Annotated in this window: 20 protein-coding genes and 1 pseudogene; 5 read left to right on the top strand and 16 right to left on the bottom strand. The window is 57.8% G+C overall.

Annotated elements, in window-relative coordinates; translation table 11 throughout:
• Window positions 1-1,010: 1,010 nt before the first annotated feature.
• From P8935_RS24470 to P8935_RS24525, 12 genes and pseudogenes are all read right to left on the bottom strand, one after another.
• On the bottom strand, window positions 1,011-1,430 hold the full coding sequence (locus P8935_RS24470; protein WP_348262932.1) for an ester cyclase: 420 nt from the start codon (window positions 1,428-1,430) through the stop codon (window positions 1,011-1,013).
• Window positions 1,431-1,495: 65 nt separating this feature from the next.
• Window positions 1,496-2,176, bottom strand: a complete 681-nt coding sequence (locus tag P8935_RS24475) for a hypothetical protein (RefSeq protein ID WP_348262933.1) — start codon at window positions 2,174-2,176, stop codon at window positions 1,496-1,498.
• 37 nt (window positions 2,177-2,213) lie between these two features.
• The gene (coaD, locus tag P8935_RS24480) at window positions 2,214-2,699 is read right to left on the bottom strand and encodes a pantetheine-phosphate adenylyltransferase (RefSeq protein ID WP_348262934.1); all 486 of its coding nucleotides are present in this window, start codon (window positions 2,697-2,699) and stop codon (window positions 2,214-2,216) included.
• A gap of 171 nt (window positions 2,700-2,870) precedes the next feature.
• A complete protein-coding gene (locus P8935_RS24485) occupies window positions 2,871-3,758 on the bottom strand; it encodes a hypothetical protein (RefSeq protein ID WP_348262935.1) in 888 nt (295 codons plus the stop codon).
• Window positions 3,755-4,336: a PadR family transcriptional regulator gene (locus P8935_RS24490; protein ID WP_348262936.1), complete on the bottom strand. Its 582-nt coding sequence runs from the start codon at window positions 4,334-4,336 to the stop codon at window positions 3,755-3,757. Before P8935_RS24490 ends, P8935_RS24485 begins: the two co-directional genes overlap by 4 nt.
• A gap of 179 nt (window positions 4,337-4,515) precedes the next feature.
• Window positions 4,516-6,579, bottom strand: a complete 2,064-nt coding sequence (locus P8935_RS24495; RefSeq protein WP_348262937.1) for a SpoIIE family protein phosphatase — start codon at window positions 6,577-6,579, stop codon at window positions 4,516-4,518.
• A gap of 109 nt (window positions 6,580-6,688) precedes the next feature.
• A complete protein-coding gene (gene recA, locus P8935_RS24500) occupies window positions 6,689-7,759 on the bottom strand; it encodes a recombinase RecA (RefSeq protein ID WP_348265376.1) in 1,071 nt (356 codons plus the stop codon).
• 226 nt (window positions 7,760-7,985) lie between these two features.
• Window positions 7,986-8,282, bottom strand: a complete 297-nt coding sequence (locus P8935_RS24505) for an antibiotic biosynthesis monooxygenase (protein ID WP_348262938.1) — start codon at window positions 8,280-8,282, stop codon at window positions 7,986-7,988.
• Window positions 8,283-8,381: 99 nt separating this feature from the next.
• Window positions 8,382-10,799, bottom strand: a complete 2,418-nt coding sequence (locus P8935_RS24510) for an ABC transporter permease (protein ID WP_348262939.1) — start codon at window positions 10,797-10,799, stop codon at window positions 8,382-8,384.
• Between the two features lie 110 nt (window positions 10,800-10,909).
• Window positions 10,910-13,933, bottom strand: coding sequence for an FAD-binding and (Fe-S)-binding domain-containing protein (locus tag P8935_RS24515; RefSeq protein WP_348262940.1), 3,024 nt, complete (start codon window positions 13,931-13,933; stop codon window positions 10,910-10,912).
• A 19-nt stretch (window positions 13,934-13,952) separates the two neighbouring features.
• On the bottom strand, window positions 13,953-14,465 hold the full coding sequence (locus P8935_RS24520) for a hypothetical protein (RefSeq protein ID WP_348262941.1): 513 nt from the start codon (window positions 14,463-14,465) through the stop codon (window positions 13,953-13,955).
• Between the two features lie 117 nt (window positions 14,466-14,582).
• Window positions 14,583-15,365, bottom strand: a pseudogene (locus tag P8935_RS24525) (enoyl-CoA hydratase-related protein).
• Window positions 15,366-15,873: 508 nt separating this feature from the next.
• Between P8935_RS24525 and P8935_RS24530 the strand changes: the two are divergent.
• The 4 genes from P8935_RS24530 (at window position 15,874) to P8935_RS24545 (ending at window position 20,407) form a co-directional block, all read left to right on the top strand.
• Entirely contained in the window at window positions 15,874-18,654 is a 2,781-nt protein-coding gene (locus tag P8935_RS24530) for a two-component regulator propeller domain-containing protein (RefSeq protein ID WP_348262942.1), read from the top strand.
• A complete protein-coding gene (locus P8935_RS24535; RefSeq protein ID WP_348262943.1) occupies window positions 18,654-19,307 on the top strand; it encodes a response regulator transcription factor in 654 nt (217 codons plus the stop codon). Before P8935_RS24530 ends, P8935_RS24535 begins: the two co-directional genes overlap by 1 nt.
• An 11-nt stretch (window positions 19,308-19,318) precedes the next feature.
• A complete protein-coding gene (locus tag P8935_RS24540; RefSeq protein WP_348262944.1) occupies window positions 19,319-19,879 on the top strand; it encodes a hypothetical protein in 561 nt (186 codons plus the stop codon).
• A 123-nt stretch (window positions 19,880-20,002) separates the two neighbouring features.
• The gene (locus P8935_RS24545) at window positions 20,003-20,407 is read left to right on the top strand and encodes a DUF805 domain-containing protein (RefSeq protein ID WP_348262945.1); all 405 of its coding nucleotides are present in this window, start codon (window positions 20,003-20,005) and stop codon (window positions 20,405-20,407) included.
• A gap of 126 nt (window positions 20,408-20,533) precedes the next feature.
• Here P8935_RS24545 and P8935_RS24550 read toward each other — a convergent pair whose 3' ends face one another.
• The 4 genes from P8935_RS24550 to P8935_RS24565 all read right to left on the bottom strand — a co-directional run bounded on the left by P8935_RS24550 (window position 20,534) and on the right by P8935_RS24565 (window position 24,777).
• Entirely contained in the window at window positions 20,534-21,934 is a 1,401-nt protein-coding gene (locus P8935_RS24550; protein ID WP_348262946.1) for a cytochrome ubiquinol oxidase subunit I, read from the bottom strand.
• 113 nt (window positions 21,935-22,047) lie between these two features.
• Window positions 22,048-23,136 (bottom strand): cytochrome b N-terminal domain-containing protein, encoded by a 1,089-nt coding sequence (locus P8935_RS24555; protein WP_348262947.1) that lies wholly within the window; start codon window positions 23,134-23,136, stop codon window positions 22,048-22,050.
• Window positions 23,137-23,173: 37 nt separating this feature from the next.
• Window positions 23,174-23,665 carry a Rieske (2Fe-2S) protein gene (locus P8935_RS24560; RefSeq protein WP_348262948.1) on the bottom strand — a complete coding sequence of 164 codons (492 nt, stop codon included), beginning with the start codon at window positions 23,663-23,665 and terminating at the stop codon, window positions 23,174-23,176.
• On the bottom strand, window positions 23,662-24,777 hold the full coding sequence (locus P8935_RS24565) for a hypothetical protein (protein ID WP_348262949.1): 1,116 nt from the start codon (window positions 24,775-24,777) through the stop codon (window positions 23,662-23,664). The genes P8935_RS24560 and P8935_RS24565 overlap by 4 nt, the downstream gene beginning before the upstream one ends.
• Window positions 24,778-25,056: 279 nt before the next feature.
• On the opposite strand from P8935_RS24565, the gene P8935_RS24570 reads away from it, so the two are divergent.
• Window positions 25,057-25,545 carry an Rrf2 family transcriptional regulator gene (locus P8935_RS24570; protein ID WP_348262950.1) on the top strand — a complete coding sequence of 163 codons (489 nt, stop codon included), beginning with the start codon at window positions 25,057-25,059 and terminating at the stop codon, window positions 25,543-25,545.
• The last annotated feature ends 136 nt before the right edge of the window (window positions 25,546-25,681 follow it).

Here is a 25,681-nt window from a genome sequence, read left to right on the forward strand (position 1 = left end):
CAAAAACTTTCGCAGGAGCGGCAACTGTCATGATGGTTCTATTTTCACAGATTTTGGCTTTTGCATCCAATGGCCGCTAAATACTGGCATTTTTGCGGTGTCTTGACTTGTTTGGACACCGGCGGGACAGTTTGTGACTGCAGAGTGTCTTGGTTCGCAGGTGCGCGCCAAGTTTGGACGGTACCATGGTGACCATTTGCTGAGGAAAAGAAGGTGCCAATTGAGCAGGCACGCGTGCAAGCTCTTACGAAAGCCTTAGAAGGTCCTTGGTTTCCCCTTAGAGTTTTGGACCTAGGATCCGAATGTAGATGGAGGAGTCTCATGCTGAGCAATCCAAGCGTGCAGGCGGGAATCGTTGCAATGAATTTCATACTCCTTGGCGTTGTGTTGTGGAACCTCGCGCGAGTAGCACGGAGAGCGAAGGGCCATCGGCCACCGCCCGACTCTGAGTTTTGGGATTCGTAGCCATTGAAGAAGGGAAGGGCCGCGCGCAGCGCGGCCCTTTGCTTTTGCTATTGCGACTTGAGACCCGGCGAGCAGTCCGACCTTGAATCGCTCACTCTTCACTCTTCGGGTGGAAGCCTCGCCGAGGGTTGAGCGTCTTTTCAAATTCGCGCTGATGTGTGCGCTTTTGATCAGCATGCGAGGCGTGGATTGTCTAGGGTGAAGGTACACCAGAACTCAGACAATCTAGAACGAGGCTTGAAACCCCCATGACCGATCCCATCCATGATTTTCGCAATCAGGCTCAGGTCGATACGCGTGCGAACCTCTTCTACTTCCTCCGAAGCCTGCCAGGAGTTGCGAACAAAGGGTGTCCGCTACGCACTGAATGGACGACTCTGGAATACCAGAATCAGAGCTTCCCGGTAAAAAGCTGATTTTCCATTCGCCAAGGCTTCCCGCCACGGCATCAAAAGCAGACCGACGCAGCTAGATCTGCGCACTAGTCAATTGGTCGCACTTCCGCTCGCCTCGAACTTTCCTCAACTTCAAACCGGAAAGTTGAATTATCCTTTGGGGCCGAGCGCGCCGATCTGCATCATCAGTCCGAAGATGTCCATGATGATGCGCGTGTCTTTGATTCTTCCTTGCTCCAGCCTGTCGATGACCATGCCCCAGACTTTTACCGGCCGTCCGGTTGCGGGAACGCCGAGAAAGTCGCTTTGGTGCGTTCCAGTCCACTCGAAGCGGGTGAGCACCTTGTCACCTTCGGCAATCTGTTCTTCAACGCCGAAATACAAATCCGGAAACGCGGTTCGCATCCCGCGCAGAACATCTTTCAATCCTTCGAGCCCCGGACCTTGTCCCGGAAATGGAACCTGCTCCACCACGTCTTCCCAGACATAACGCGCGGCGGAGTCAAACCGACCCTGGTTAATGACCTCTTCAATAAAGTCTCTGACGATGCTGCGATTGTCTTGGGTCAACTAACACTCTCCAGGAGTTTCGAGATGGAATTATCACACTTGTTGAGGAACAGCTGGTCGGCAGCCTATTCCGACGCCCTCTTCGTGAGTTCGACCAGGCGCTTCATCAATCCGAAGGCGGCGGACAAGATTGGACCGCCCATCGGGTCCTGGTTGAGCGCTTCTACCGGTCCGTTTCCAAGGTGGATTCCACTGGGCGTCAGCAGATTAATCCGGGCGTCGCCATTCTTTGGCTCTGGCGGTTTCGGTTTTGTCCACGGCCCGATCGCCTGCGCAACCACGGTTCCGGCCTGCAGCAATTCGTCGATCAGCGCATCCAACGAATCGTCGCGCCGCTCCCACAGCACCCCGGCCCCGCTGTAATTGAAGTAACGTGCGCGATGGTCCCGGTATGCAGCCACGAGGTCAAGCCCCTTTGGCATCCCGATTTCCACTACGACGCCGAGAACTTCCTTCTCGCGCCCCTGCGGCGGTTTGTCGCCCAGTTCTCGCAGCGTGTGCCACGCCTGCAGAAGAATGCGCGTGTCGAGATCCGGCATCTCAACGATTTTGCGCGCCGCTGTCTTCGCGCCTTCAATGTCGCCGGTTTCCTTCAGATCCCGTGCACGCTGGAATGATAACCATGGCTCAGCTAGCGGGACCTTCGGATGTGCCCGCACAAGCTCCGCCAATGGCACATCTCCGAAAAGCGTATTGCGGATTTCGCGGTGTATCGATGTGGGATTGAGTGCGACAAAGTCCGACAAACTGAACCTCCTGCGCCTCGGCGCAGCGTTCAAAGATTCAGCCTGCGCTGATGCGGCTGCGCAGGCGCTTAAGAACATTGGGGGGAACCAGCCCGGCGACCTCGCCGCCAAAGCTGAAAACTTCCTTGAGCATGCGCGAACTTACAAACGAATAACGTCCTGCCGGTTGCAGAAAAACTGTTTCGATTTCGGGCGCCAGACGCCGGTTCATCAGGGCCATTTGAAATTCGTGTTCGTAATCGGAGATGGCGCGGATGCCACGCAATACCGCCGTAGCTCCAAGCTGGCGCGCAAAGTCCACCATCAGACCGTCGAAGATTGCCACGCTCACATTGCCGAGGGCGGCGGTTGATTCCCGCAACATCTCGGCGCGCTCTTCAACCGTAAAAAGTGGATTCTTGACGGGGTTTTTCAAAATGGCAACGGTGAGGTGCTCGAAGAGTTTTGCCCCGCGCTGGATCAGGTCGATGTGCCCGTTGGTGGGAGGGTCGAACGTCCCGGGATAAAGGGCTTTCACGCTCATCGAGTCTGCTCCGGTTTGATTTTACCGGGATTTCCCCCGTATCAACCGCCGCAGGATTGGGACTCAGACACGCTTAGAACCAACAGCGACAATGAACCGTCCCAGAATCATCCAGATAGGGAGGGAGATCGTTCTGGGACGAGTGATTGCCGAAGGATGGCATCTGCTCTGCTATTTCACGAGCTCTATTTCGATTTTTCGCACGATTAAATGCGGCTTCGCCGCTTCGCATTGCGTGAGCGCCTCATCCTTGCAGGTTCGCTCTACGGTTTTTACGGGGTTGTTCATGTTGGCCGACAGAACCTCCCCATCCGCCAGGCGCACCGTGATCAGCGCATCGAATGTCTCTTCTCCCATTGCCGCTACGTAGCTGCCATCTGCCTGCTTCGTCACCGCAACCCAATTGTTTGGCAGGGCGCCCACCGGAGTCTGCATCCACTCCGCCGGTAGCTTCACGGCTACCTTCTCCGGCGGCACATGCTTCACCTCCAGCAACGCGGTTCCCGCCGCAGTGTCCACCGACTTCAGCGTCATGTCAAAGTCAATGGCCGATTGCCCGAGGATCACGCGAGTCCCATCGGCCCATGATGACGCCGGCATGGGGTTGTGAAAGTAAAAATGATCTCCCGCCTTCTTTAGCTGTCCCAGTTTGTTCGCCAGCCACAAGTCGACGTAGAACGTCATAAAGTCGGTTACTGGTCCAATCAGCGTCGGATCCACCTTCGTCAAATCAGGAGCGGACGGTATGGTATCTGGATCGAGCGAAATTCGCTGGCGGAATTCCGGCGTATCCGCCCGTAGTGGCAAAGCGTGGCCGCCCGATTGCATCTTCGACCATTGATACTCTTCGAAAAACTTGCCGCTCGCATCTTGCTTTACCGTTCCGTCCGCGCGGATGGTGTACTCCCACGACTCATTCAATCCGTGCATCTGGTATGCCAGGGTTTCTCCCGCGCGATACTGCCGGTGCAACGGACTGGGATTCGTAGAAGGGCTTTGGCCAGCCGCCGCAGTCAAACAACTCATTGTCAAAACACAAACCGTCAAGAGGTCTTTCACTGTGAATCCTCCATAAGCTCGGTGCGCACTTTCCGCGCCCATCTGATTTGCGCCTCCATACCTTCGATCCCTGACTCGAAGGCCAGCAGGCCAGTGTGAATCGGATTGCGACCAGGCCTCGCCTTCGCGATCAGGTCGCGCATCTGCGTCCATTTGGTGCGACTCTCTGCCGCATAAATAGCGAGTTCCCGGGTGAACTGGTCAAGAAACTGGATAGTTGTCACCCGAGGAACATTCCCATCCATAAACGCGAATCGCAGCATCAGTTCCGCTTGCCGTGTTCGCACATCTTCGGCACCGACAGGAAGCTCCAGCCAAGCGATCAGTACTTTTTTTCCCGCATCCGTTAGCCGGTAATCCTGCTTCCGCCGCGGATCGGCTAAGTCGCCTTTTGCTGCCGTCGTCTCGATCCATCCCCGTGCTTCAATCCGACGCAGCGCAGGATAGATGGACCCCGGACTGTCGCTATAGTGGCGCATCGCTGTGGTTGCAAAGGTCTTGCGCAGGTCATAGCCCGATTGCGGCTTTTGCGCAACCAGCCCCAGGAGCGCCATTTCGAGAGTTGAGCAAGCTTTCATAGTACGAAACGTACTATAGTACGTTTCGTACTATGTGTCAATCAAAATCAGAGATTTGGGCGTGTTTGCTCAGTCAGAAGGTGAGATGAAAAGAGGCGGAAGATGAAATTTTACGAACTGACTTCCGTCCGTAGAACCGGAACGAATCGCGACAAATTCGAGGGCGTTTTCACTGCCCGTCATTTGCTGTACGCAAGTTCTTCCTTACTGGGCTGGGCTGTGCGCGATGAAAGGTAAAGCGAGACGACGGTGATGTCATCCGTCTGACCGAAGCGTTGCGCCGTTTGTGCGATGTACCGCGCCGATTCGTTGCTAACCTGCTGGGTGCGCTCAAATCCGAACAACTCGCCGTCGGAGTTCGTCGCTTCCACCACACCGTCAGAAAGAAACACGAGCCGGTCGCCACGATTCAGTTGAAACGTTGCCTGTTCGTACTCCACATCTGCGATTACGCCGAGTGGGAGACTTCCCGATAGCGCAATCTCTCGCCCATCGCGGTAGGGATTGAGATGGCCTGCGTTGGCGATTGTGATCGTTCCATCAGGGTAGACGCGGGCACAGAGACAGGTGGCGAAACATGGGGCGCAATCCAATTCCTTGACCGCTGTTCCCGGCGAAGCGACTGCGCCGATCAGGACATGATTGAGATGATTCAGAACCGTCGCGGGATCGTGGGCAAGTTCATTGCGAAGCGCACCAACGAGCGTGCTTGAATTCATCGCGGCCTGCAGTCCTTTACCGCTCACGTCTCCCACCACGATGAGCAGAGAATCGTCCTTCAACGGCAGGACCTGGAAGAAGTCTCCGCCGACTCCGTTGACGGGCAGGTACGCACTTTCGAGCATGAAGTTTCTGTTCGACGGCAGTTGCGTGGGAATCAGGAGAGCCTGCACGCTGCGTGCCGCCGAGATCTCCGCCGCCGAGCGCTGCTCCTCCTGGCTGATACGCACAAACCGGTAGAGAATCACTGCAATCAAGCTTCCCAGAAACACGGTATAGGCTACGGTCCCGATGCCGAATTCGATCGGTCCGAAATAAAAGCGATGCGAAGCAAACCGATCGGGCAGCCAATGCCGGCTCGCCGCAAAATCAAGCACCGTATTCGCAGAATCCGCAGTGGCCGCCAGAAAGAACGGCAGCAGCATCACGCCCGCTTCGCTTCGGCCGGCCCGCCACGCGCGGAACAATAGAACAACGACCAACCCGCAGAACAAGACTTCAGAAGCGACCGACAGTATTTGATAGACGAGTATGAGTCGGACAAAGTAGACGAAGGGGACGAGCACCACGCCGATCTGCACTCCACGAATGAACCTGCGCGATTTCGTTCCCGTGAAATGAAGAACAAACTCCAGTGTGATGGCCATGAAGATGCGGCCGGAGAACATAGTGAAGACGTGGTACATTCCGAGTGGCATGATCGCGAGCCCGAATGCTGAATCTGCTGCGCCCCCCGCGGCTACTGACAGGCACAGTAACCCCAGCCACAGGTACTCGATATGATTCCGCTGCGCCAGATATAGAAAGCCACCCAGGATCGCAACGCAGATGAACATGAATGCGACCACCATGTCGGCGATCACATATTCGTCCCACTGATGCCCGATCGCCATCGAATGCAAAGCGGCCACGTCATCGACCGCGCCGAGTTGCACTTTATCCAGCAGCCCGCGATTAATGGTGACGGTCGGACCGGCCCAGGTTCGAATCGCGATTTCTGTCGGCCCTGATCCAGCCGGATTGAACTGAACCACAAACGGTGGCGATTGATACTCCGACGGCGACTCCGTCATGCCCTTGGTGTGGCCTGCCTCGATCCCATTTACAAACACGTCAATCTGGCCAACGGAGGTGCCGCTGACCATCAACGAGAGCTGCTGGCCCGATGGAGGATTGCCGATCTGGGCGATCTGTTGCGGCTGAATCTTCAGCCGGTACCATGCCCAACCGCTGTACGAGTCAATCCCCTGCTCGACTAGAGGAGTGCTCAGGTTGACGACAGGCCAATCGGAGTCGTTCGATGCCGGATCGGCCCAGCGAAGATCATCCCCTGCATGAAAGCGCCACTGGCCGTCGAGAATCGTAACCGCACGATTTTGGAGAATTGGCCCACTGCCGAAAGCACTGGCTGCGGGCGGGGATTGTTGCGCAGACAAGGGCGGAGTGCATAAGCAGACGAGCGCCAGCCAGCAGAGGATTGCTCGCGGAAAAGTTCGCCCCGCCGCTGGTTGATGAATATGCATGCTTCAACAAGAATTAGAGCACGACAGGGATGGAATCTCGGCAGTTCAGGATCGCTTCCATCCCCGTGATGATTCAAGGGTATCTACGCAATTCGACCGCTCGCAGTTCCTAACCACGCCTTCCGCGCACTGCTTCCTTGGCTTCTGCAGGGCCTGTTGCCGGAACCTCGGGCACCTCGGCCTTGGCCACTCCAATGCCGAGCTTCTTGCGCACCTCGCCGTCCATCTTGGCGAAGATGTCCTTGTTTTCCTTAAGGAAATTGCGCGTGTTCTCGCGTCCCTGCCCAATGCGCTCGCCTGAGTAGCTGTACCATGCGCCGGACTTCTCCACGATGTTGTTCGCCACCGCCAAGTCCAGCACGTCGCCTTCGCGGCTGATGCCTTCGCCGTAGAGGATGTCAAACTCGGCCTCGCGGAATGGAGCGGCTACCTTGTTCTTCACAATCTTTACCTTGGTCCGGTTGCCTGTGACTACATCGCCCTCCTTGATGGCGGCGATACGGCGAATGTCGACGCGAACTGAAGAATAAAACTTCAGCGCGCGACCGCCGGTAGTGGTCTCGGGGTTGCCGAACATGACCCCGATCTTCTCGCGGATCTGGTTGATAAAAATCAGAGAGGTGCGTGACTTTGACACGGTGCCGGTGAGTTTCCTAAGCGCCTGCGACATCAGTCGCGCCTGCAGGCCCATGTGTGAATCGCCCATTTCGCCATCAAGCTCAGCCTTCGGCACCAGCGCCGCTACCGAGTCCACCACCAGCACATCGATCGCTCCTGAACGCACCAGCGCTTCGGTGATCTCCAGTGCCTGTTCGCCAGAATCGGGCTGCGAAACCAGCAGGTTATCCACGTCCACGCCCAGCTTCTTCGCATACATCGGGTCCAGCGCATGCTCAGCATCCACAAAGGCTGCCAGCCCCCCGCCCCTCTGCGCCTCTGCGATAATCTGCAAGGTAATTGTCGTCTTGCCCGACGACTCCGGCCCGAAAATCTCGATCACTCTTCCACGCGGCACGCCGCCCACACCCAGCGCCGCGTCAAAGCTGATCGATCCCGTCGAGATCACCGCGATCGGAACCAGCGCTTCCCGCGATCCAAGACGAACGATCGACCCTTTTCCAAACTGCTTTTCAATCTGCGAAAGGGCTAATTCGACTGCTTTTGCGCGCTCGTCGGCGATAGGCATAGGTATCTCTCCTCTGGGTATGCTCGCTTGGCGCGGATTGTTGGGAACGACAGAAAACACGCGGCGGCTATTGGTATTTCGAACGGATTGTAGCAGGATGCGACACTCAATAGATACATAAAAAGCGAAGAAAAGGTGAAGCTTTAGGCACCCCTGTGGCCGCCATCACGTTGCAATTTGCGCAATCTCTTTTTTGGACTTTCGGCCGGAGAAACCCTATTCAGACGGTGTAGGCGCCAATGCGTGTTTCGCGCGAAGTCAGCGCATCGCAAGTGCGATCGAGAGATTCGTAAGCAGCATCGTTCTCTTTTCTGAAATTGCGGAAGGCTTGCTCGCTGGCCCAGCGATCGATCGTCATATACGAACCTTGAACGTAAGCGTCCCGCAACAGCTCAGTTCCAAGGTAGTCCGGCGAACTGCGAAAGAGCTGCGCCCAATTCCCATCAGGACCATACGCGGTCTCAAAAGCAGATATCTTTTCCTCGGCAATCTCAAACTGCCACACCACCACGAACATGCGCCCTCAATTTCTTCTTCAATGTTAGCGCAAAGGGACGCCATGCTCATGCGCGGGAATGCTGAGAATCTACCTCCCTCTCGAAGAACGAAAGCCTGCTCACTCCTCTCGCATCAGGATGACCGGATTCACGCCAAGCGCCTTCTGCGCCGGCATCCACGCAGCCGCGAGCCCCAGCAGAAGCATGGTGAACACAACTCCGGCCAGAACCACGGGGTCGTTTGGCGAGGCCTGATAGACGATGAAGGACAACACCTTCGTCGCCAGCAGTCCGAGAGCAAGCCCCACGAGTGAACCCACCGAAAGAAGCATGAACGCGCGACCCAGGGCTGCACGGAGCACCCTCTTCCTGCTCGCGCCGAGCGCCATGCGGATTCCTAGTTCGCGCAACCGCTTGCACACCGTGTACGAAGCCATGCCAAAAATTCCGGTCACCGCGAGCATAGCCCCCAGAAGGCCCAGCACGCCGAGCGCTACCGACGCCACCCGTGCGGCAAATAACGCTGAACCCATCGCGTCGGTCCACGGCCTGACAGCAAGAGGCATCGCCGAATCGAGCCCGTGCAAAGCCTTCTCCAGCGCCGCCGAAATCTCCTGGGGATCGCGGTTTGATCGCACCAACAGCCACGTATTGCTCGACCGCTCTTGCAGAAACGAGAAAAACATCGCTGGCTGCTGATCCTCGGTGAGTGTGCGGTACTTTCCGTCTTCTACAACGCCAACTACTTCCGCACGCTGACCGCCATTGAACTTGAAATGCCCGCCAATCGCTTTGCTTACCGAACCAAAAACCTTGACCGCAAATTGCCGGTTGACGAGCGCCACCTTCGGCGCCTTCGCGTCGTCCTGCATCCTCAGGTCTCTGCCTGCCAACAGGGTTGTGCCTGCCGCTTGGATGTAGCCCCGCGAAATGTGATAATCCATCGCATCCGCAGCCACATTCGTCGGACGGTAGTCCGTGGTGCTGTCGGCGTAGACGAACGAGTCTCCGCCCTCCAGGCCTAGTGGAAGGTGGTCCACATAGCCAGCAGCCGTCGCGCCCGGAATGCTCTCGGCCGCTTCCAGCATGCGCTGCTGCATCTGCAGTTCCCGGTCGTCTGTGTATCCGGACATGTGCAGTTCAGTCCCAGCCAGCGTGACGTTCTGCGGCACAAATCCAAAGTTGCTATGCATCGAACGCGCCAGTCCACGTACCGCCACCAGCGACGAGGTCACCAGCACCGCGCAAATCGAAATCTGCACCGCCAGCAGAACGTCGCGCAACGTAAACCGCCGCAACCCGCCGACACCTGCCGCACCGGTGCGAATCACCTGCCACGGATCGGACCTCAGCACCTGCCGCACCGGCACCATCCCGAAAAGCAAGCCACTCGCCAGCGCCAGCACGAGCGCCACCACGTAGGTGGCTGTATCCGGATTCACCGGCACATTGATCGGCGTATCAGGAATCGGCTGCCAAGTACTGAGAATGCGCAATATCACGACGCCACCCGCGAGGCCGATTGCTCCACCGGCCAGCGAAACCATCACCGCCTCCGTCAGTAGTTGCCGCAGAATCATGCCGCGTCGCGATCCCAGTGCCAGCCGCAACGCCGTTTCCTTCGCGCGATCCGCCGCACGCGCCGCAAAAAGGCTTCCCAGGTTTGCGCACGCCGCCAGCAGGATCAGACCCGCCAGCAGCATCAGTCCCGCCATGAACGCTCGCGCCGGACCACCCAGCATATCCCCGATCAACCCGGGCCGCGCCAGGGTGAACTTCACACCATCGTCATCGCCGGGATAGGTCTTCGATAGCCAGCCTCCAAGAGCATTTAGGTCGGCCGTCGCCTGCGCTGCCGTGACTCCCGGTTTCAGTCTTCCCACCACAAACCCGTTGTGATTGCCGCGTTGTTTGAGTACGTCGTAACCCTCGATCGTGGGCTGCTGTGTCATCGGAATCCACATTGCCGGCGCAAAAAACAACTCAGTACCGCGAAATTCCGCGGGCGCTACTCCGATGATCGTGAGTTGATGCTTGTTGATCTTGACCGTCCGTCCCACGACGCTTGCATCGCCATGAAAGTAGCCATGCCAGTACGCATAACTCAACACCACATACGGCGCGCTGCCGGCCCCCTGCTCATCGCTGGCGTGATAGAAGCGGCCGAGATAGGGCTGAATTCCCAAGGCGTCAAAATAGTTTCCACTCGCCATGTAAGGCCACGCGGTCGATGGACTGCCGCCAACATCCACCCCGACCGGGCCCATGATCTGGGTCATCACCATGCTGTCGAAGGTCCGGTTCCGGTCGCGCATATCCACGTAGTCGGGATAGGAATGCGATGGATACTGAAAGCGCTGCACCTCGTAGAGATTCTGCGCATTTGGCAATTTCACCGGCCGCAGCACCACCGCATTCAGGATGCTGAATACCACCGCGTTCGCTCCAATGCCCAGCGCCAGCGTCACGATCGCCGTGATTGCAAACCCAGGAGACTTCCACAACTTCCGAAATGCAACTCTCAGATCGCCTGTCATTTTGGTAGCCCTTGCTAAGAACTACGGCAGCGTTTGCCTGACGGTTCCCCTTAAATCGAATGTTCCCTGTCGTTCCGCTGTTCCTGGTCTGTTTGGGAATTGCACTTTATCTACCCGCCGCACGCGCAGCTTCGCGCCAGTAGTTCCGCAAAATGCAGGGCCTGCTTGTTCCCGAGTTGCTGAATCTGCTCGCGACAGCTGAAACCATCGGCCAGCAGGACCGTCATCGGGCCAGCGGCTTCGACTGCCGGCAAGAGTCCATCACTCGCAATCGCTTTCGACACTTCAAACTTCTCAGCCTCGAAGCCGAACGGCCCTGCCATGCCGCAGCAGCCTGCCTTGATCGCCTCCACATTCGCGCCCGCGCGACGCAGCAGCGCAATCTCGTTGGCTGGTCCACCGAAGACTGCCTTGTGATGGCAGTGACCGTGGACCAGGACATGCGCGCCCTCCAGCCGGCTCGGCACCCAGTCCGAAGCATGCTCAGCGAGCCAGTCGGCCAGCAGCCAGACCTGTTCGCTCATGCGCGTGGCCCGATCGTCGTCGGGAAAAAACTCAAGCAACTCGTCCTTGAAAACACTGGCACAACTCGGCTCGAGAAAAATGATTGGAGTTCGAGCCTCAATCCGCGCCTCCATTCGATTCAGCACCTCTTTGAGATATGCCCGCGCATGATCGAGAAAGCCAAAATCGTAGAGAGGACGCCCGCAACAGATGTGCCGCTGCTCGGTCTCAACGATGAAGCCTGCGGCATTCAGAACAGACTCAGCCGCAACCAGCGTCTGCGGATGATAGTAGTTATTCCATGTATCGGGCCAAAGAAAAACCTGTTTTTGGGCGGATGATCCATCAGGGGCCGAAGCCCCGTCCTTATCGGCTGGCCGTTCGGCACGACTGAAGTAATGCCCAGATACGAAACTTTGCTGCGCAAGCCGGGGCAGCGCACGCTGTGGAGCGACGCCGGCGATGCGTTTAATGAGCGGACCGGTGAGGCCGCCGGTCAGGATAGCGTTTGTCATCCCCGGCGTGATCGAACCCATCCGCGCCAGCTTATCTGCGAAACCGAAGACATAATGACGTAGCGGATGCATCCGTCCCTTATAGTGCTGTGCCAGAAACTCGGCCTTGTATGCGGCCATATCCACCTGCACCGGGCACTCCGTCTTGCAGGCTTTGCAACTCAAGCACAAGTCAAGCGCCTCGTGCACCGCCTCGCTTTGGAACCCCTCAGAGTGAAGTGACCCGGCCAGCATCTCCCACAACAGATGTGCGCGACCACGCGTGGAGTGTTTTTCGTCGCCCGTGGCGCGATAGCTGGGACACATGACGCCGCTATCGGTCTTCCGGCAGGCGCCCACTCCGACGCAACGCTCGGTTGCGGTCTCCAACGAACCGCCGTCGCGAGCGAATGCAAAATGCGGCTTGAAACCCGCGGTCGCACTTTCATCCGCGCCTTTTTTCTGGCGCGGAACTGCCGAAGGTAATTGGCCCCGCCGCAAGTGACCCTTTCTTAGGTTCTCGATCGGGTCGTAGACGCGCACGGCATCGATCAGCTTGCCGGGGTTCATCCGATTGTCCGGATCCCAGAGCGTCTTAAACTCCCGGAACGCCTGCATCAGTTCCGGCCCGAACATTTTCGGCAACAACGCAGCACGCGCCTGCCCGTCGCCGTGTTCACCGCTTAGCGATCCGCCGAAATCGAGCACTACATCGGTTGCGCGATCCAGGAACTCGCGGAAGTTGCGCAGTCCTTCTTCACTGCGGAAATCGAAGTTGATGCGCATGTGCACGCAACCCTGGCCGTAGTGTCCATAGAGAGGAGTGGAATAGCCATACTCCGCCATCAGCTTTGAAATGGCGCGTAGATAGTCGCCCAATTTTTCCGGCGGCACGGCTGCATCTTCCCAGCCCTCCCAGCGATCCGGCTCGCCCGGGACGAATACCACCGCTCCGAGCGCCGATTCGCGGACGTACCACACGCTGGCCGCTTCGGCTGGAGTGCAAATATGTGCAACCGGAGGGTTGCGCCAGCTTTGACATGCACGCGCCAGCGCCTCCGCTTTTGCTTGCGCCTCTTCCGCGGTCCACGCACCCATTTCCACCAGCAGAAATCCGACTCCTGGCGGTAACTGATCGAGTTCCTTGAGCGCCAGTCCTTTGCGCCGCATGAACTGCACCAGAAGATGATCGAATCCTTCGAGGCCGATCGGCTTATGCTCCAGCGCAAGCGGAACGGAATCTGCCGCCACAAACGGATCATCGAATCCCAGCACTGTGAGAACGCGATACGGCGGACTCGCCGTGAGATTCAGAGTTGCCGACAATACGGTTGCGCAGGTTCCCTCGCTGCCTACCAGCGCCCGCGCTACGTTGAATCCATTCTCCGGAAGCAACTCGTCGAGGTTGTATCCGGAGACGCGCCGCGGAATGCGCGGAAATTTCGCGCGCACGAGATCGGAGTAACGATCTCGAATCCGCATCAGCCCTGCGTATATCTCGCCTTTCCGGCCGCCCGCGCGAATGATGCTCTGAAGCTGCTCTTCACGCGTGCGGCCCACCGTCATGCGAGTGCCATCGTAGAGCACTACGTCGAGGCTTTCCACGTTGTCCACGGTCTTGCCGCCGAGCAGCCCATGGACGCCGCAGCTGTTGTTGCCGATCATTCCGCCGAGCGTGCAACGCGAGTGAGTTGCCGGGTCCGGTGCATATGTGAGGTGATGTTTCTCCGCTGCGTCGCGGAGCCGGTCCAGCACAATGCCCGGTTGAACGACCGCAATCTTCGCGTCAGGATTAATCGAGCTTAGCCCATTCATGTATCGCGAAAAATCAAAGATCACGGCGACATTCGCGCCTTGACCCGAGAGGCTTGTGCCGCCGCCACGCGGCAGGACGGCGGCACCCACTGCGCGGCACTCCGCGAGAGCCGCTTCTACATCGGCTTCATCGCGTGGCAGGATAACGCCAATAGGTAACTGCCGGTAATTTGACGCATCGGTCGCGTATAGCGCGCGAGAACCAGCGTCGAAGAGCACATCGCCGCGAAGCCGGGTTTTCAGTCTCGCTTCCAGCTCGCGATGCTTGCTGAAGCTTTCGTGATCAAGGCGGGGCTGGTTGAGAATCGTGAAAACGTCCACGTGGGAATAGTAGCGCGACTTACCGAGTAGGCCACTCTTCGACCACGATGCCCAAGTCGTTCAGCTGCTGAATTGCGGCCTCAACGTTGCGCCGAATCTTGGGGCGGTCTTTCGCGGATGCTCCCGGTAACTCCGCCACTGCCACTACGCGGCCGTAGTGCCACGCGCTCTGCGGAACGGCGACCATCGCATCGGGCAGATCCTTGGGCCTGATCTCGATCTCCTGCCGCCGCGCCGCATCGGGACGCAGCATGGTTCCTTTGCCGACGTCGCTGGTATTGGCATCAGCCTGCAGGACGCGCAGAGTAATGGCATCGGGCCCTACCGCAAGAAACGGATTCGTCCACGCAGCAGGATCGTGCACGTCAACGTACAGGCTCTTGGTAGGAAGGGGAATGCGCGAGAGCGCCTCACGCTGCAAATCGCGGGTAGAAGCGCGTGCCTGGGCGGCCACCTGCGCCTTCTGCTCGGCATTGACCGCACTTTTGGCAACACCTACGACGGCCTGCTCTTCTCTATGGCAAGCGACCATGCAAACCGCCAATAGCACGGACATTGCTGCAAGGCCAGCAGCTTTTGAAGGGGGGATCACGTCTCAAGAATATCAGCACACGCGATTCGATTCATCAGCCGGCAGCGGATCGACCGCTTACCGACCCTTCCACACCGGCGGTCTCTTTTCGAGAAATGCGCTGGTCCCCTCGGCTTTGTCCGCGGTGTCGCAGAGGTGGCCGAAGCTCTCGGCTTCCCGCAGCAGGGCCAGGTCCAGCGGTAGACTCAGGCCCTCATCCACAACCCGCAAGGTTTCCGCAATCGCGAGCGGAGCCTGGCCGGCGATCTCGGCAGCCAATGCTGCAGCGCGCTGCATCAACTCGGCAGCCGGCACCACTTCGTCGACCAGTCCTATCCGCAACGCTTCTGTGGCATTGATGATTGTGCCCGTCAGCAGCAGTTTCAGAGCCGCACCGCGTCCTACCAGCCGGGGCAGCCGCTGCGATCCACCGTATCCCGGAATGACTCCGAGCTTTACCTCTGGTTGTCCGAACTTCGCATCGTCGGCTGCAATGCGCAGGGTGCAAGCCATTGCCAGTTCGCAACCGCCACCCAGCGCGAATCCCCTGACGCACGCGATTACGGGTTTGCCCAGCGTCTCAATCTTGCGAAATACCGCCTAGCCGCGAAGAGCAAATGCTTTTCCCTCTCCGCCTTCCGCCGCCGCCAATTCGCGGATGTCTGCACCCGCGGCAAAAGCGCGTTCGCCGGACCCGGTCAGCAAGACTACCCGAATCTCAGAGTCTGCCGCCAGTTCGTCAAAGACGAAATCCAGTTCGGTAAACGTTGCCGCATTTAGAGCATTCAAGACTTTCGGACGATCGAGAGTTACCGTGGCTACGGTCCCCTGTTTTTCCAGATGAAGATTTTCAGTTTTCATGCGAAACGAGGGTAGCAGATTCGGCGCCCGACCGAGCTTCGCACAAATGAAGAGGCGGCCCGGTTTCGGGCCGCCCTAAAATCTCTTGCCAGAGATGTACAGGAAAACTAATTCAGGAGGCATGGTTAGAGTAGCGCCGTGCCCATCTGCCGTCTTGAGTCATTTGGACGAGAACCACATCCACCATTGGGTGGAGGTGTTTCTAGAACCAGCACAATGAATCAAAAGGACTTCTGAGGCTCCCGTTTCCGGCCTCATAATCAAAGTAATGCTCCAGCAGCGCCATACTTTGTCTCTGGGTCGGGATTGAGACCTCTTGCCGCGTACCGAAAACAATCCGTGCACTCTGAGTTGGGCGTCCGGCTGTGAACCACCAGCCGTGGCCCGACTTAAGGCGTCCCCATTCCTCGCAGCATTTTTCCTGATCTTATTCTCGGTTTCTGCGTTATCGATATCCGCCCTGGAGCCGACCACCTCCCTGTCGGGCTACGGACGTCAGTCCTGGGTCATGGAGAACGGGCTCCCGCAAAATACCGTGAAGGCCATGGCGCAAACCCGCGACGGATTTCTGTGGCTCGGCACAGAAGTCGGGTTAGTTCGCTTTGACGGCACCAACTTCGTCCTTTTCGATCAGGACTCAAAAACCGCTTTGCCTGGAAATGATGTGCACTGCCTTCTCGCCGGAGATGATGGGGCTCTCTGGATCGGCACCAGTGACGGGTTGGCGCGGCTGAAGGATGGCGCGGTGACGACCTTCACCACCGCCAACGGCCTGCCGAGTAACTCAATACGTTCTTTGTACAAATCTCCGGAGGGAGAGGTCATCGTCTCTACCGAAAATGGCGGTGTCGGCATTGAGGGGTCACGCGTCGTACCTGTCTCTGATCAACGCATGGGTGGCCCACCTGCGCTCCTTCGCGCGGAGTTGGCCGACAAATACTACACGATCGTCAATAAAACAACCGTGGAGATATCGCATAACGGCCGCACAGAACAGAGTTTCGCTGTCGGCAAAGAGCTCCCCGGCACACGTATCCAGACGGCATATGCCGACCGCGAAGGCGGCCTCTGGATCGGCACCAACGGTGGCCTTGTTCGCTGGACAGAAAACAAGAGCGGGAACAAGATCGATCGCTTCCCTCTTACCGACCCTCTCGCCACGACCTCCATCCTCTCCATCCTTGAAGACCGCGAAGGCAACATCTGGGTTGGCACCGAAACCGGCGGCCTACACATCCTGCGCGATGAACGTTTCCGCACCTTTGGTGCGCGCGATGGCCTCTCTTCCGACGCTACGACTACCGTTGTCGAAGACAATTCCGGCACGCTGTGGATTGGCACCAGCGGCAGCGGGCTGAACGCCTTCGCGCACAATGGAAGTTCCTTCACAAAGGTGAAAACTCTAGACGTCCGCAACGGACTATATAGCGATGTAATTCTTTCGCTCGCCGCGGCACCCAACGGAGATATCTGGGTCGGGACTCCCGACGGATTGAACCGTATTCACAACGGCGTCGTCAGTCCTTTCCCTTCGGCGGACGGCCTGCCGGATGAATTCATTCGTTCCCTTCTGGTCGATGCTGACGGCTCGCTTTGGATCGGCACGCGACGCGGCCTCGCCCACTGGAACCCCGGCTCACCCGGCAACCAGATGGACATCTTCACCCAGGCAACGGGACTGGGCAGCGATCTTGTGGGCGCCATGGCCCGCGACACACGCGGCAACTTGTGGGTGGCTACGCTTGCTGGACTTTCGCGCCTTCAAGACCCGCATCTTCAGGGCAGCACCAAACCGTCCATCAGCAATTTCACCGCGACTGAAGGCCTCTCCAGCAACGTCATCACCGCTCTGCTTCCGCGCCAAGACGGAACCCTGCTGATTGGCACCAATGGCCAGGGATGGAATCTGTGGGACGGCCAGCATTTTTCTCCGGTCGCGCGAACCGGCCTGAATCACACCGCCATTCACGCCATCCTCGACGACGAACACGGACACTTGTGGTTTGCCACCGCCAACGGCATCGCGCGCTGTGACTGCGACATGGCCGGAGGCTGCTCGCACTGGATGGAATTCGGCCCCGCAGACGGTCTTCGTGGACGCGAGATGGCCACCAACAGCCATCCTTCTGCATGGCGCTCACGCGATGGGTGGCTGTGGTTTGCGACACCCAAGGGTCTGGTCGCAATCGATCCCGCTCACTTCCCCGTCAACACCGTGCCTCCGCCGGTTGCGCTCATCCGCTTCGCCGCCGACGATGTCGATCAGCCGTTGTACGAGACAGACCGATTGAAGGTTCAGGCCGGACACAATCATTTTCAATTCGACTACGCGGGACTGAGTTTCACCGCACCTCAGAAAGTGCGCTATCGCTTCATGCTGGAAGGCTTCGATCACCAATGGACCGAAGCCGGCGCGCGTCGCTCCGCCTATTACACCAACATTCCGCCGGGCAACTACACCTTTCGCGTGCAGGCGGCAAACAACGACGGCCTCTGGAACAGCGACGGAGCAGCGCTCGCGTTCACCCTCCGCCCACACTTCTATCAGACCGTCTGGTTCTACATTCTGCTGGCTGCGCTAGCTGCCGGGCTCATTGTCCTCATCCTGCGCCTTCGCCTTTTGCGTGCGAAGCGACAATTCGACGCTGTGCTGGCGGAACGCAACCGGATCGCGCGCGAAGTGCATGACACTCTTGCGCAGGGCTATGTGGGCGTATCGGTCCAACTTGAAGTGCTGTCCGAGTTGCTCCGCTATAACAAGACTGAAGCCGCGATCAAGCATCTCGACACTGCCCGCCAGCATGTACGCGAAGGTCTCGCTGAAGCGCGTCAATCGATCTGGGCTTTACGCTCGCAGGATTCCGGCGAAAACACGCTTCCGGTAAAGCTGCGCCGTTCTACCGAGCAAGCCAACGGAAACGGCATTGAGGCGTCCTTCAGCCTCTACGGTGCCTACCGTCCAATGCCTGAGGAGAAGGAACGCGAATTCCTGCGCGTTGGGCAGGAGGCCATCCATAATGTGAAGAAGCACGCTGGGGCCACGCACCTCGTCGTTCAGCTTGAGTATGGACCGGCCGAGATTGCGCTGGTGGTGCGCGATGATGGACGCGGCTTTGAAGTTAAGGACGGAGCTGATTCTCCTCCGGGACACTACGGGCTTACGGGAATGCGAGAGCGGGCAGACGCGATTGGCGGCACGCTTGAAGTGAATAGCGAAAGAGGATCGGGTACAACCGTACGCCTGCAAGTGATGACACCGAAGGACGCACAGGAAAGGTCGGGGAATTGATGGCGGTTCAGGAAAACATCCGTGTTCTCGTGGTGGAAGATCATCACGTGGTGCGCCAGGGCCTCGTAGCCCTTCTCAATGTAGTGGATGGCATCGAAGTGGTGGGTGAAGCTGCAGACGGCGTCGAAGCCATCACGCAGTTTCGCAAATGCCAGCCGAACGTAACCCTGATTGATCTGCGCATGCCCCGGCTTTCCGGTGTTGAGGTTATTCAGCGCATTCGCATGGAGACGCCGGCGGCGCGCTTCATCGTGCTCACCACCTACGATGGCGATGAGGATATATTCCGCGCATTGCAAGCGGGCGCGCGCGCTTATTTACTTAAGGGGATGACCACCGATGATCTCGTCGCCACCATCCGTACCGTGCATGCAGGCCGTTCTCACATTCCTCCCGCGATTGCGCAGCGGCTTGCAGAGCGTGTTGGTACAGAAGAACTAACTCCGCGCGAATTCGACGTTCTGGAGCAGATCGTGGGCGGTTGCAGCAACAAGGAAATTGCTACAGCGCTTGAAATCTCCGAGGCCACCGTCAAGACTCATATCAACAGCCTGCTTGGAAAGCTTGGAGTTACCGATCGAACCCAGGCCGCCACGGCCGCGATCCAGCGCGGCATCGTCACGTTGGAATCTTTGCGAAAACCAAAGCCATAAATCAGGTGATCATGAAGCGATTTATTTTTCTTGCACTCTTAGTTGCATCTGTAGGAACCATTGCAAACGCGCAGAAGGTGCCCGTTGTGCAAGCCCAGAAGGCTGCCGTCGCGCAGGCGCAGAAGTCCACCTGGCGCCAGGCGTCCGATACCGAACTGGCCTCGTTGCTGCCTGCGCGTGCCCCCGTCATCAAAGAACACATCGAAACCGAGATGCGGACAGCCAGCGGCATCGTCGATGGCCGCGGGCGCTACATCGCGGGCGTAGTACTGATCACCGCCGGATATAGCGCTGAGGGCAAGTATTCGCATTTCCTTGTGGTGCAGTCACCCATCAGAGTTGGCGGTGTTGAGCTAAAGCCCGGCGAATATGTTCTCGGGTACACTCATGGCGACGACGAGTTGAAAGTGCACTTCAACGAGGCGGCGACCGGCGCTCTCGTGGGCAGCGCGGATGCTCATCTGATGACCGGGATCAAAGGCGTAACCAACCTGCGCATCTGGCCGCCGGCAACGAGAGCTGTGATTCAAATCGGGCGCTTTGGGATCCCATACGAATTAAGCGAGAAATAGCCTTAGATCCGGAGTTCCTGTCTGGATCCTGAGACATCGGGGAAATTCTGCGTCCCACAAAAGAACCAAGCCGTACCTCCGCGTATCGGGTATCCTCGATACACGCTTGAACAGGAGAACGTCATGTCCTGGTTCCTTCTCGCCTGGCAGAGAGCCGCAGACTTCAGCGGCCGGTCCCGCCGCAAAGAATACTGGTACTTCCAGCTATTCAACGCCATCGTGATGATATTCATTGGACTGTTTGCCATAGCCTTTTCTGATCAAGGTAAACCGGCAATGATTCCATTCGGCGTTATGTTCGCGTATGGACTCATACTCGTCGTCCCGTCGCTGTCCGTCACGATCCGCCGCCTTCATGACATCGGCAAAAGCGGCTGGTGGTACTTCATCGCCTTCATCCCGTTAATCGGCGGCATTATTCTTTTCGTGTTCACCTTGTTTGACAGCGAACCCTACGCCAACCAGTGGGGACTTGACCCCAAGGCATCTGAACGCGCGATCGTCCCGCCGTACGCCATGCCGCGCTGACTGGCTCGCTGGAGCAGACTTCGCAACGGCGGTCTGTGCACCGCGACTTCGTGGTTTCCGATCCAATAACGAAGGCCCGCATTATGCGGGCCTTCGCTGTTTGTGGCAAGGGGAGGGGGATTACCGTTATTTCCGCGCCGTTAGCAATGGCTTTTGAGTACTGGGAGCAAGTGGGTTGACCTGCGCATTCAGAAAATCAGTTAGATCACTGACATCCTGGTCGGTTCCCACCATGGGCGGCATGAACTTGCGATACGGCGAGTCAACCTTGTTCTCATGCAGCATCACGATGAAGTTGCGAATGTTGGCGCGATCGCGCCCTTCTAATAGATGCGCCAGGGGCCGATAGCCTTGTAGCGTGTGGCACGATCCGCACTCTCCGCGGAAGATCGCCTCTCCCCGCGAATAGCTTGAGGCCGAACCATTCCACACCCACGCCGAGTTCGCGAGATAGCCCTGCGCGTTGATCTTGCTCACATACGGTACGCGCACGCCATTGGAGTACATCCAGCGGCCGATCACGAATGGCTTGCGCAGCATCTCGCGCGAATACTCGCCAGCGCCAGTCGCCATCAGAGCGAGTAGAAGAACCGCCAGAGCATGCGAAAGATTGAATTCCTTCGGATTGCGATAGGCCAGGAAGTAAGCAACAAAGATGATCGTCGCGGAGGTCACAATGATGATGAGCGCCATGCGGGTGACGGTGGAGAAGGTGCCGGAGTTGATCGTGTCGATGCCCAGGGTCAGCAGCGCGCGCTGCGATGCCGGAACCATGGCGTAGTACCAGATCATCAAGAATGGCATGGCCACGAACGACGGAACCAGCCACTTTACACTCCACTGCACCATGCTGGTCTTGAGCTCAGGCTGCTTGTCCCCATCGATGCGGCTGGCGGTGATGAGAGCCCAGATGCCGGCCAGGGAAGCGCAAACACAGGTACGCAGCAGAAGGCTTGGCCAATACGTCGGGTTAAAAAACGCATTCCAAAATTTACTGGCTTCGTGCCCTGTTCCCGCAACACCGATCCAGGTATCGCCGGGCGTGAGCATGAACGACAAAATGCCGTTGATGATGATGAGTGTGGCAGCAGAGGCGCCGGCATACACCCAACCTACCTTCAGATGAAGCTTCTCAGGAATGCGATTCCATGTGTAGTAGTAAACCGCGATCGTGGTCAGCTCAACCATGAAGAAGACCCACTCCATCGCCCATCCAAATACGAAGTTGTGAATCAAGGTGCTGGTTGCCTCGGGATGCGTGAGTCCGATGGCAAACCATATCCCTACGCCCGACACGGTGCCGAAGACGGCGGTCAATATGAGGAAGAACTTCGAATGGCTCGCGAGCTGCTTTAGCCAGTCCGCGCGATTCTGCGGATCGGTCATGAGCATCGCCTTGCGCTCCGCCAGCGGCAGATAGAAACCGCCACCCACAGCGAATTGCGAAATCATGACGTGATAGATGGCGATCAGCCCGATCACCCATCCCGACCCTAAATGCGGTATATCCCAAAACGGATAGTTCATTTCCAGAGCTCCTAGCTTCCAGCTTCTAGCTCCTAGCTTTCTTCTCCTTCTGCTGAACTCTCTGTTTCAGCAGAATGGAGCTAGAAGCTGGTAGCTAGCAGCTAGAGGCTGCCTTATCTAATCGTCCAATACCCAATCGCCGTCGTAGCCAGCAGCGCAAAGACTGCAATCAAGCCAAAATAGTGTGCGGCGCGTCCGCGTTTTCCGGAGTCGCGACTTGTGTCGTAGAACGGAATCATTACCCACAGAGCGATGCCGATCGTGAACAGCAGAATGCCTGCGATCTCTCCGGGCTCGCCTTGCAGCCACTTGACCATGCCGAGCAGCTTCAACATTTCAAACGGACTCATGAAGTACCACTCGGGATGAATGCCCATCGGTGCAGGAGCGAGCGAATCAAACTGCTTGCCCAGCTGCCACGGAAACACCGAAGCCAGCAACGCAAGAACGTTGAGCGAGATCAGCCACATCGCAAGATCCTTGCGCAGGAAGTTGGGCATGAACGGCATGGTCTTGCGTTCGATTACCGGTTTTGCCTCTTCGCTCGGAGGTGCGGCATTGCCATGCTTTTGCACCAGCCAAAGATGAAAGCCGAGCAGCGGCAGGAACACAGCCGGCAGCACCACCACGTGCAGTGCGAAGAAACGCTGCACCGTGAATTCGCTCACGTCTGGACCGCCACGCAACATGCTCGCAATAGCGGGCCCGATGAATGGAACCGCCGCCGGAATCTGCAGGCCAACTTTGGTCGCAAAGTAACTGAGTTCGTCCATCGGCAACAAATATCCCGAGAATCCGAACACGGACGCGATTCCCAACAGGCCCATGCCGCTCAGCCAGCCGAATTCGCGCGGCTTGCGATAGGCCTTCATGAAGTAGACCGAAAACATGTGCACGAGAATCGAGAACATCATCAGGTTCGCCGACCATGCATGTGCCGAACGGATCAGCCATCCGAAGTGCATCACATACGTGATCTGGCGGACAGATTCAAACGACTCCGCGCCCGGCCGGTAATACACCAGCAGAAGAACGCCGGTGAAGCACTGCACCAGGAAGAGGAAGAGCGAGATTCCGCCCCAGTAGTACCAGAACGATTGAGCGTGTACCGGAACGGTCTTCTTGCGCGCAAACGCGGCGAGATCCGAAAGGCCGAGGCGCTCATCAACCCAGTCGTAGATAAAAGCGGTCTTTGTAGTCATGCCTGTTGTCCTTTTGCTTTATGGGCGCGCGGCCGCGTTACGAGCGCGATACTTCTACGGAGTTTTCACCGACGGCAACATTGAACTTTTTGAGCGGCTTCGGAGGCGGCCCACTCACATTTGCGCCCGTGTAAGCGTTGTAAACACCACCGTGGCACGCGCAGTGAATACGATCGGCCTGCGGCTCATACTGCACCGTGCAGCCCAGGTGCGTGCATACCGCCGAGAGCGAAGCCCAGGTTCCATCCGCATGATGAATCAGCATCGCCGGCGAGGTGCCAAACTTGAACATCAGCACCGAACCCGCGGGCAGTTTCTGCGCGTCCTTGAGCGCCACTTCCTTGACGGCCGTCGCACTTGAGGCCATTTCTTCAGGCGAAGCCAGGTAACGATAAATCGGATAGCCTAGCGCAGCCGTATAGCAAAGCCCCGCTGCTCCTGCAGCAACCAGAAACGCACGGCGCGTTGATTTCTCGGCATCTTCTGCTGGCCTGATTGCCGGCTTTTCGAGAACGATATGAGAGCTCATAGCACCGCTCCTTCCATGGGCTTTTGTGCACGCGCCACAACCGAGATCAACCAGCCAACCACGCCCAGGCCGCCCACGAACAAAATCAGAAACAGGCCGACGACACCCCAGTTGGTAACTACGGTCCGGTTCCACACGTCGAACCCCTTTGCCAGCAGCGAAAGATCCCGGACACCATCGCGATAGATCACCAGCGTGAGTTCGATCAGCAGCGTCAGGGTTGCGGCAACCCAGCCAAGTAGGTTCGACCCGACGTGGCGGATTCCTGCCAGTGCCGCGACGAGGATCGCGACTACGACCAGCGTCATCCAGCCGTATCCTGCAAACGATGCGAAGTGATAGAGCGGATGAGTCGACAAGCCGGCTTTCACTGCATCCGGCTGCACGCGAGCCGCCCAGATGCCGACTACCAGGTAAAGAAGGCCGAAGGACGCAGCAATTTTGCCGCCCAGACCGGCGACGAAGTGCTTCTCATCCGCCGTGAACGTGCTGCGGCCGGCCAGATAAACGAGCCACAATCCGCCGACAAACAGGCCGCCCGTCATCATCAGGAGCCAGCGCGGCGTGAGAGTTGGGTCGCCTGTGGGCAGATATGCTCCTAATGCCGATGCGGAGTACATATCGCGCCAAACTTCAGGGCGCAGCATTAGCGTCATGTTGGTGGAAAGCATGCGCGCGACGTAACCCGACAGCAGCCAGGCCGACAGCCCAATCCACCACGCAGATTTTCCCGCTTCGAGTCGCGCTGTGAACTGATACAGCAGCCAGTAGGTCAGCGTTAGCACCACGATGATCGATATCCAGTACACGCCGATCAGTACGCTCGACGTATAGAGCGCGCGGCCGTAAAGCACCTGAGCGAAAAGTAGCGGGGGGACGCCGAGGTTGATCACGTAGGTCATCACCACGGTCATCCGCTTCGCCAGAGCGCGCGCCGTGACCGAAGCATGCGGCGAATTGCGGAAAAGACTAAGCAGGACAGCGATGAGCAGTCCGCCCAGCAGCATTTCCACCGCCACAAAATGCAGCGCCAGCGTCACGATATGCAGCAGCTTGATCAGCCATATCGGGGCGGGCAGAGGAATGGGATCTACAACGGGAAACGATTGCATGAGGTCGTTAAAAAGCCCCTTTCACGGTTGGAGCACGGTGCGACATAGATAAAGTGAATCTCGATGTGCCTTTTTGAACGAACAAGGCTGGCAGATCGAAAAGCATTTTGGACTGTTTTTCTCCAATTTGTTTGAAGAGACAGAATTATCCGAGAAGCTCTCGTAGGTCTGTGACCGTGGATACATTTGCCGGTGACATTCTCAGCTACTCTGCTGTCAACTCGCTGGCAATTGGACTATCGCGGTCCGGATAAACAGCAGCAAAACGAAAGCACATTCATGAAACACATTTACCTGAACGACTCTTCACCGACAGGCAATTCGTCGATGCAACTGACGCGCGCAGCCGACTATGCCGTACGCGTAATGGTTCACCTTGCAACAATGCCTTCCGAGAGCCGAGTCTTGCTTCCCGCGCTGGCTAAAGCTACCGCGGCGCCGGAGAGTTTTCTCTCCAAGGTGTTGCAGGCTCTCACGCGCGCGGAGTTGATCTCTTCGAGGCGGGGAAAGAGAGGTGGCTTCGCCATTCTGGATCGAGGCCGCGCAGCGAACATGCGCGAGGTGATTGAATCCATTGACGGTCCAATCTGCCTCAACGTTTGTTTGAACGGTGGCAAGGAGTGCGAGCGTAAGTCCTGGTGCCCCGCTCACCCGGTCTGGGCACGTGCACAGCGAGCCATGATTGACGTGCTGATGAGCGTGACTGTCTCCAGCATGGCCGCAAATCGCGGTCCTGTTGCTCCATCCGAGTCCCCGAACGGTAGTTGAAATTCTGGCTGTGCGGATTTCCTTGCGGAGTAAAAACAGTCTCGTCGGGCCAGTTGAGAAAGCTGTTTGTCTCAGCCCACGCCGATTCTGCCGTGAAATCTTCACGCCTCTGCAACTTCCTGCATCCAACTTAACG

The sequence above is a fragment of the Telmatobacter sp. DSM 110680 genome (genome assembly GCF_039994875.1).
GTDB lineage: Bacteria > Acidobacteriota > Terriglobia > Terriglobales > Acidobacteriaceae > Telmatobacter.

Excerpts from the sequence above, each read along its gene's own strand:
- P8935_RS24545 (WP_348262945.1), top strand. The coding sequence starts at position 20,003 with ATGTCCTGGTTCCTTCTCGCCTGGCAGAGAGCCGCAGACTTCAGCGGC.
- P8935_RS24570 (WP_348262950.1), top strand. The coding sequence starts at position 25,057 with ATGAAACACATTTACCTGAACGACTCTTCACCGACAGGCAATTCGTCG.
- P8935_RS24535 (WP_348262943.1), top strand. The coding sequence starts at position 18,654 with ATGGCGGTTCAGGAAAACATCCGTGTTCTCGTGGTGGAAGATCATCAC.
- P8935_RS24530 (WP_348262942.1), top strand. The coding sequence starts at position 15,874 with ATGGAGAACGGGCTCCCGCAAAATACCGTGAAGGCCATGGCGCAAACC.
- P8935_RS24505 (WP_348262938.1), bottom strand. The coding sequence starts at position 8,282 with ATGTTCGTGGTGGTGTGGCAGTTTGAGATTGCCGAGGAAAAGATATCT.
- P8935_RS24560 (WP_348262948.1), bottom strand. The coding sequence starts at position 23,665 with ATGAGCTCTCATATCGTTCTCGAAAAGCCGGCAATCAGGCCAGCAGAA.
- P8935_RS24550 (WP_348262946.1), bottom strand. The coding sequence starts at position 21,934 with ATGAACTATCCGTTTTGGGATATACCGCATTTAGGGTCGGGATGGGTG.
- P8935_RS24520 (WP_348262941.1), bottom strand. The coding sequence starts at position 14,465 with ATGGTCGCTTGCCATAGAGAAGAGCAGGCCGTCGTAGGTGTTGCCAAA.
- P8935_RS24510 (WP_348262939.1), bottom strand. The coding sequence starts at position 10,799 with ATGACAGGCGATCTGAGAGTTGCATTTCGGAAGTTGTGGAAGTCTCCT.
- P8935_RS24565 (WP_348262949.1), bottom strand. The coding sequence starts at position 24,777 with ATGCAATCGTTTCCCGTTGTAGATCCCATTCCTCTGCCCGCCCCGATA.
- P8935_RS24490 (WP_348262936.1), bottom strand. The coding sequence starts at position 4,336 with ATGAAAGCTTGCTCAACTCTCGAAATGGCGCTCCTGGGGCTGGTTGCG.
- P8935_RS24540 (WP_348262944.1), top strand. The coding sequence starts at position 19,319 with ATGAAGCGATTTATTTTTCTTGCACTCTTAGTTGCATCTGTAGGAACC.
- coaD (WP_348262934.1), bottom strand. The coding sequence starts at position 2,699 with ATGAGCGTGAAAGCCCTTTATCCCGGGACGTTCGACCCTCCCACCAAC.
- P8935_RS24495 (WP_348262937.1), bottom strand. The coding sequence starts at position 6,579 with ATGCATATTCATCAACCAGCGGCGGGGCGAACTTTTCCGCGAGCAATC.
- P8935_RS24555 (WP_348262947.1), bottom strand. The coding sequence starts at position 23,136 with ATGACTACAAAGACCGCTTTTATCTACGACTGGGTTGATGAGCGCCTC.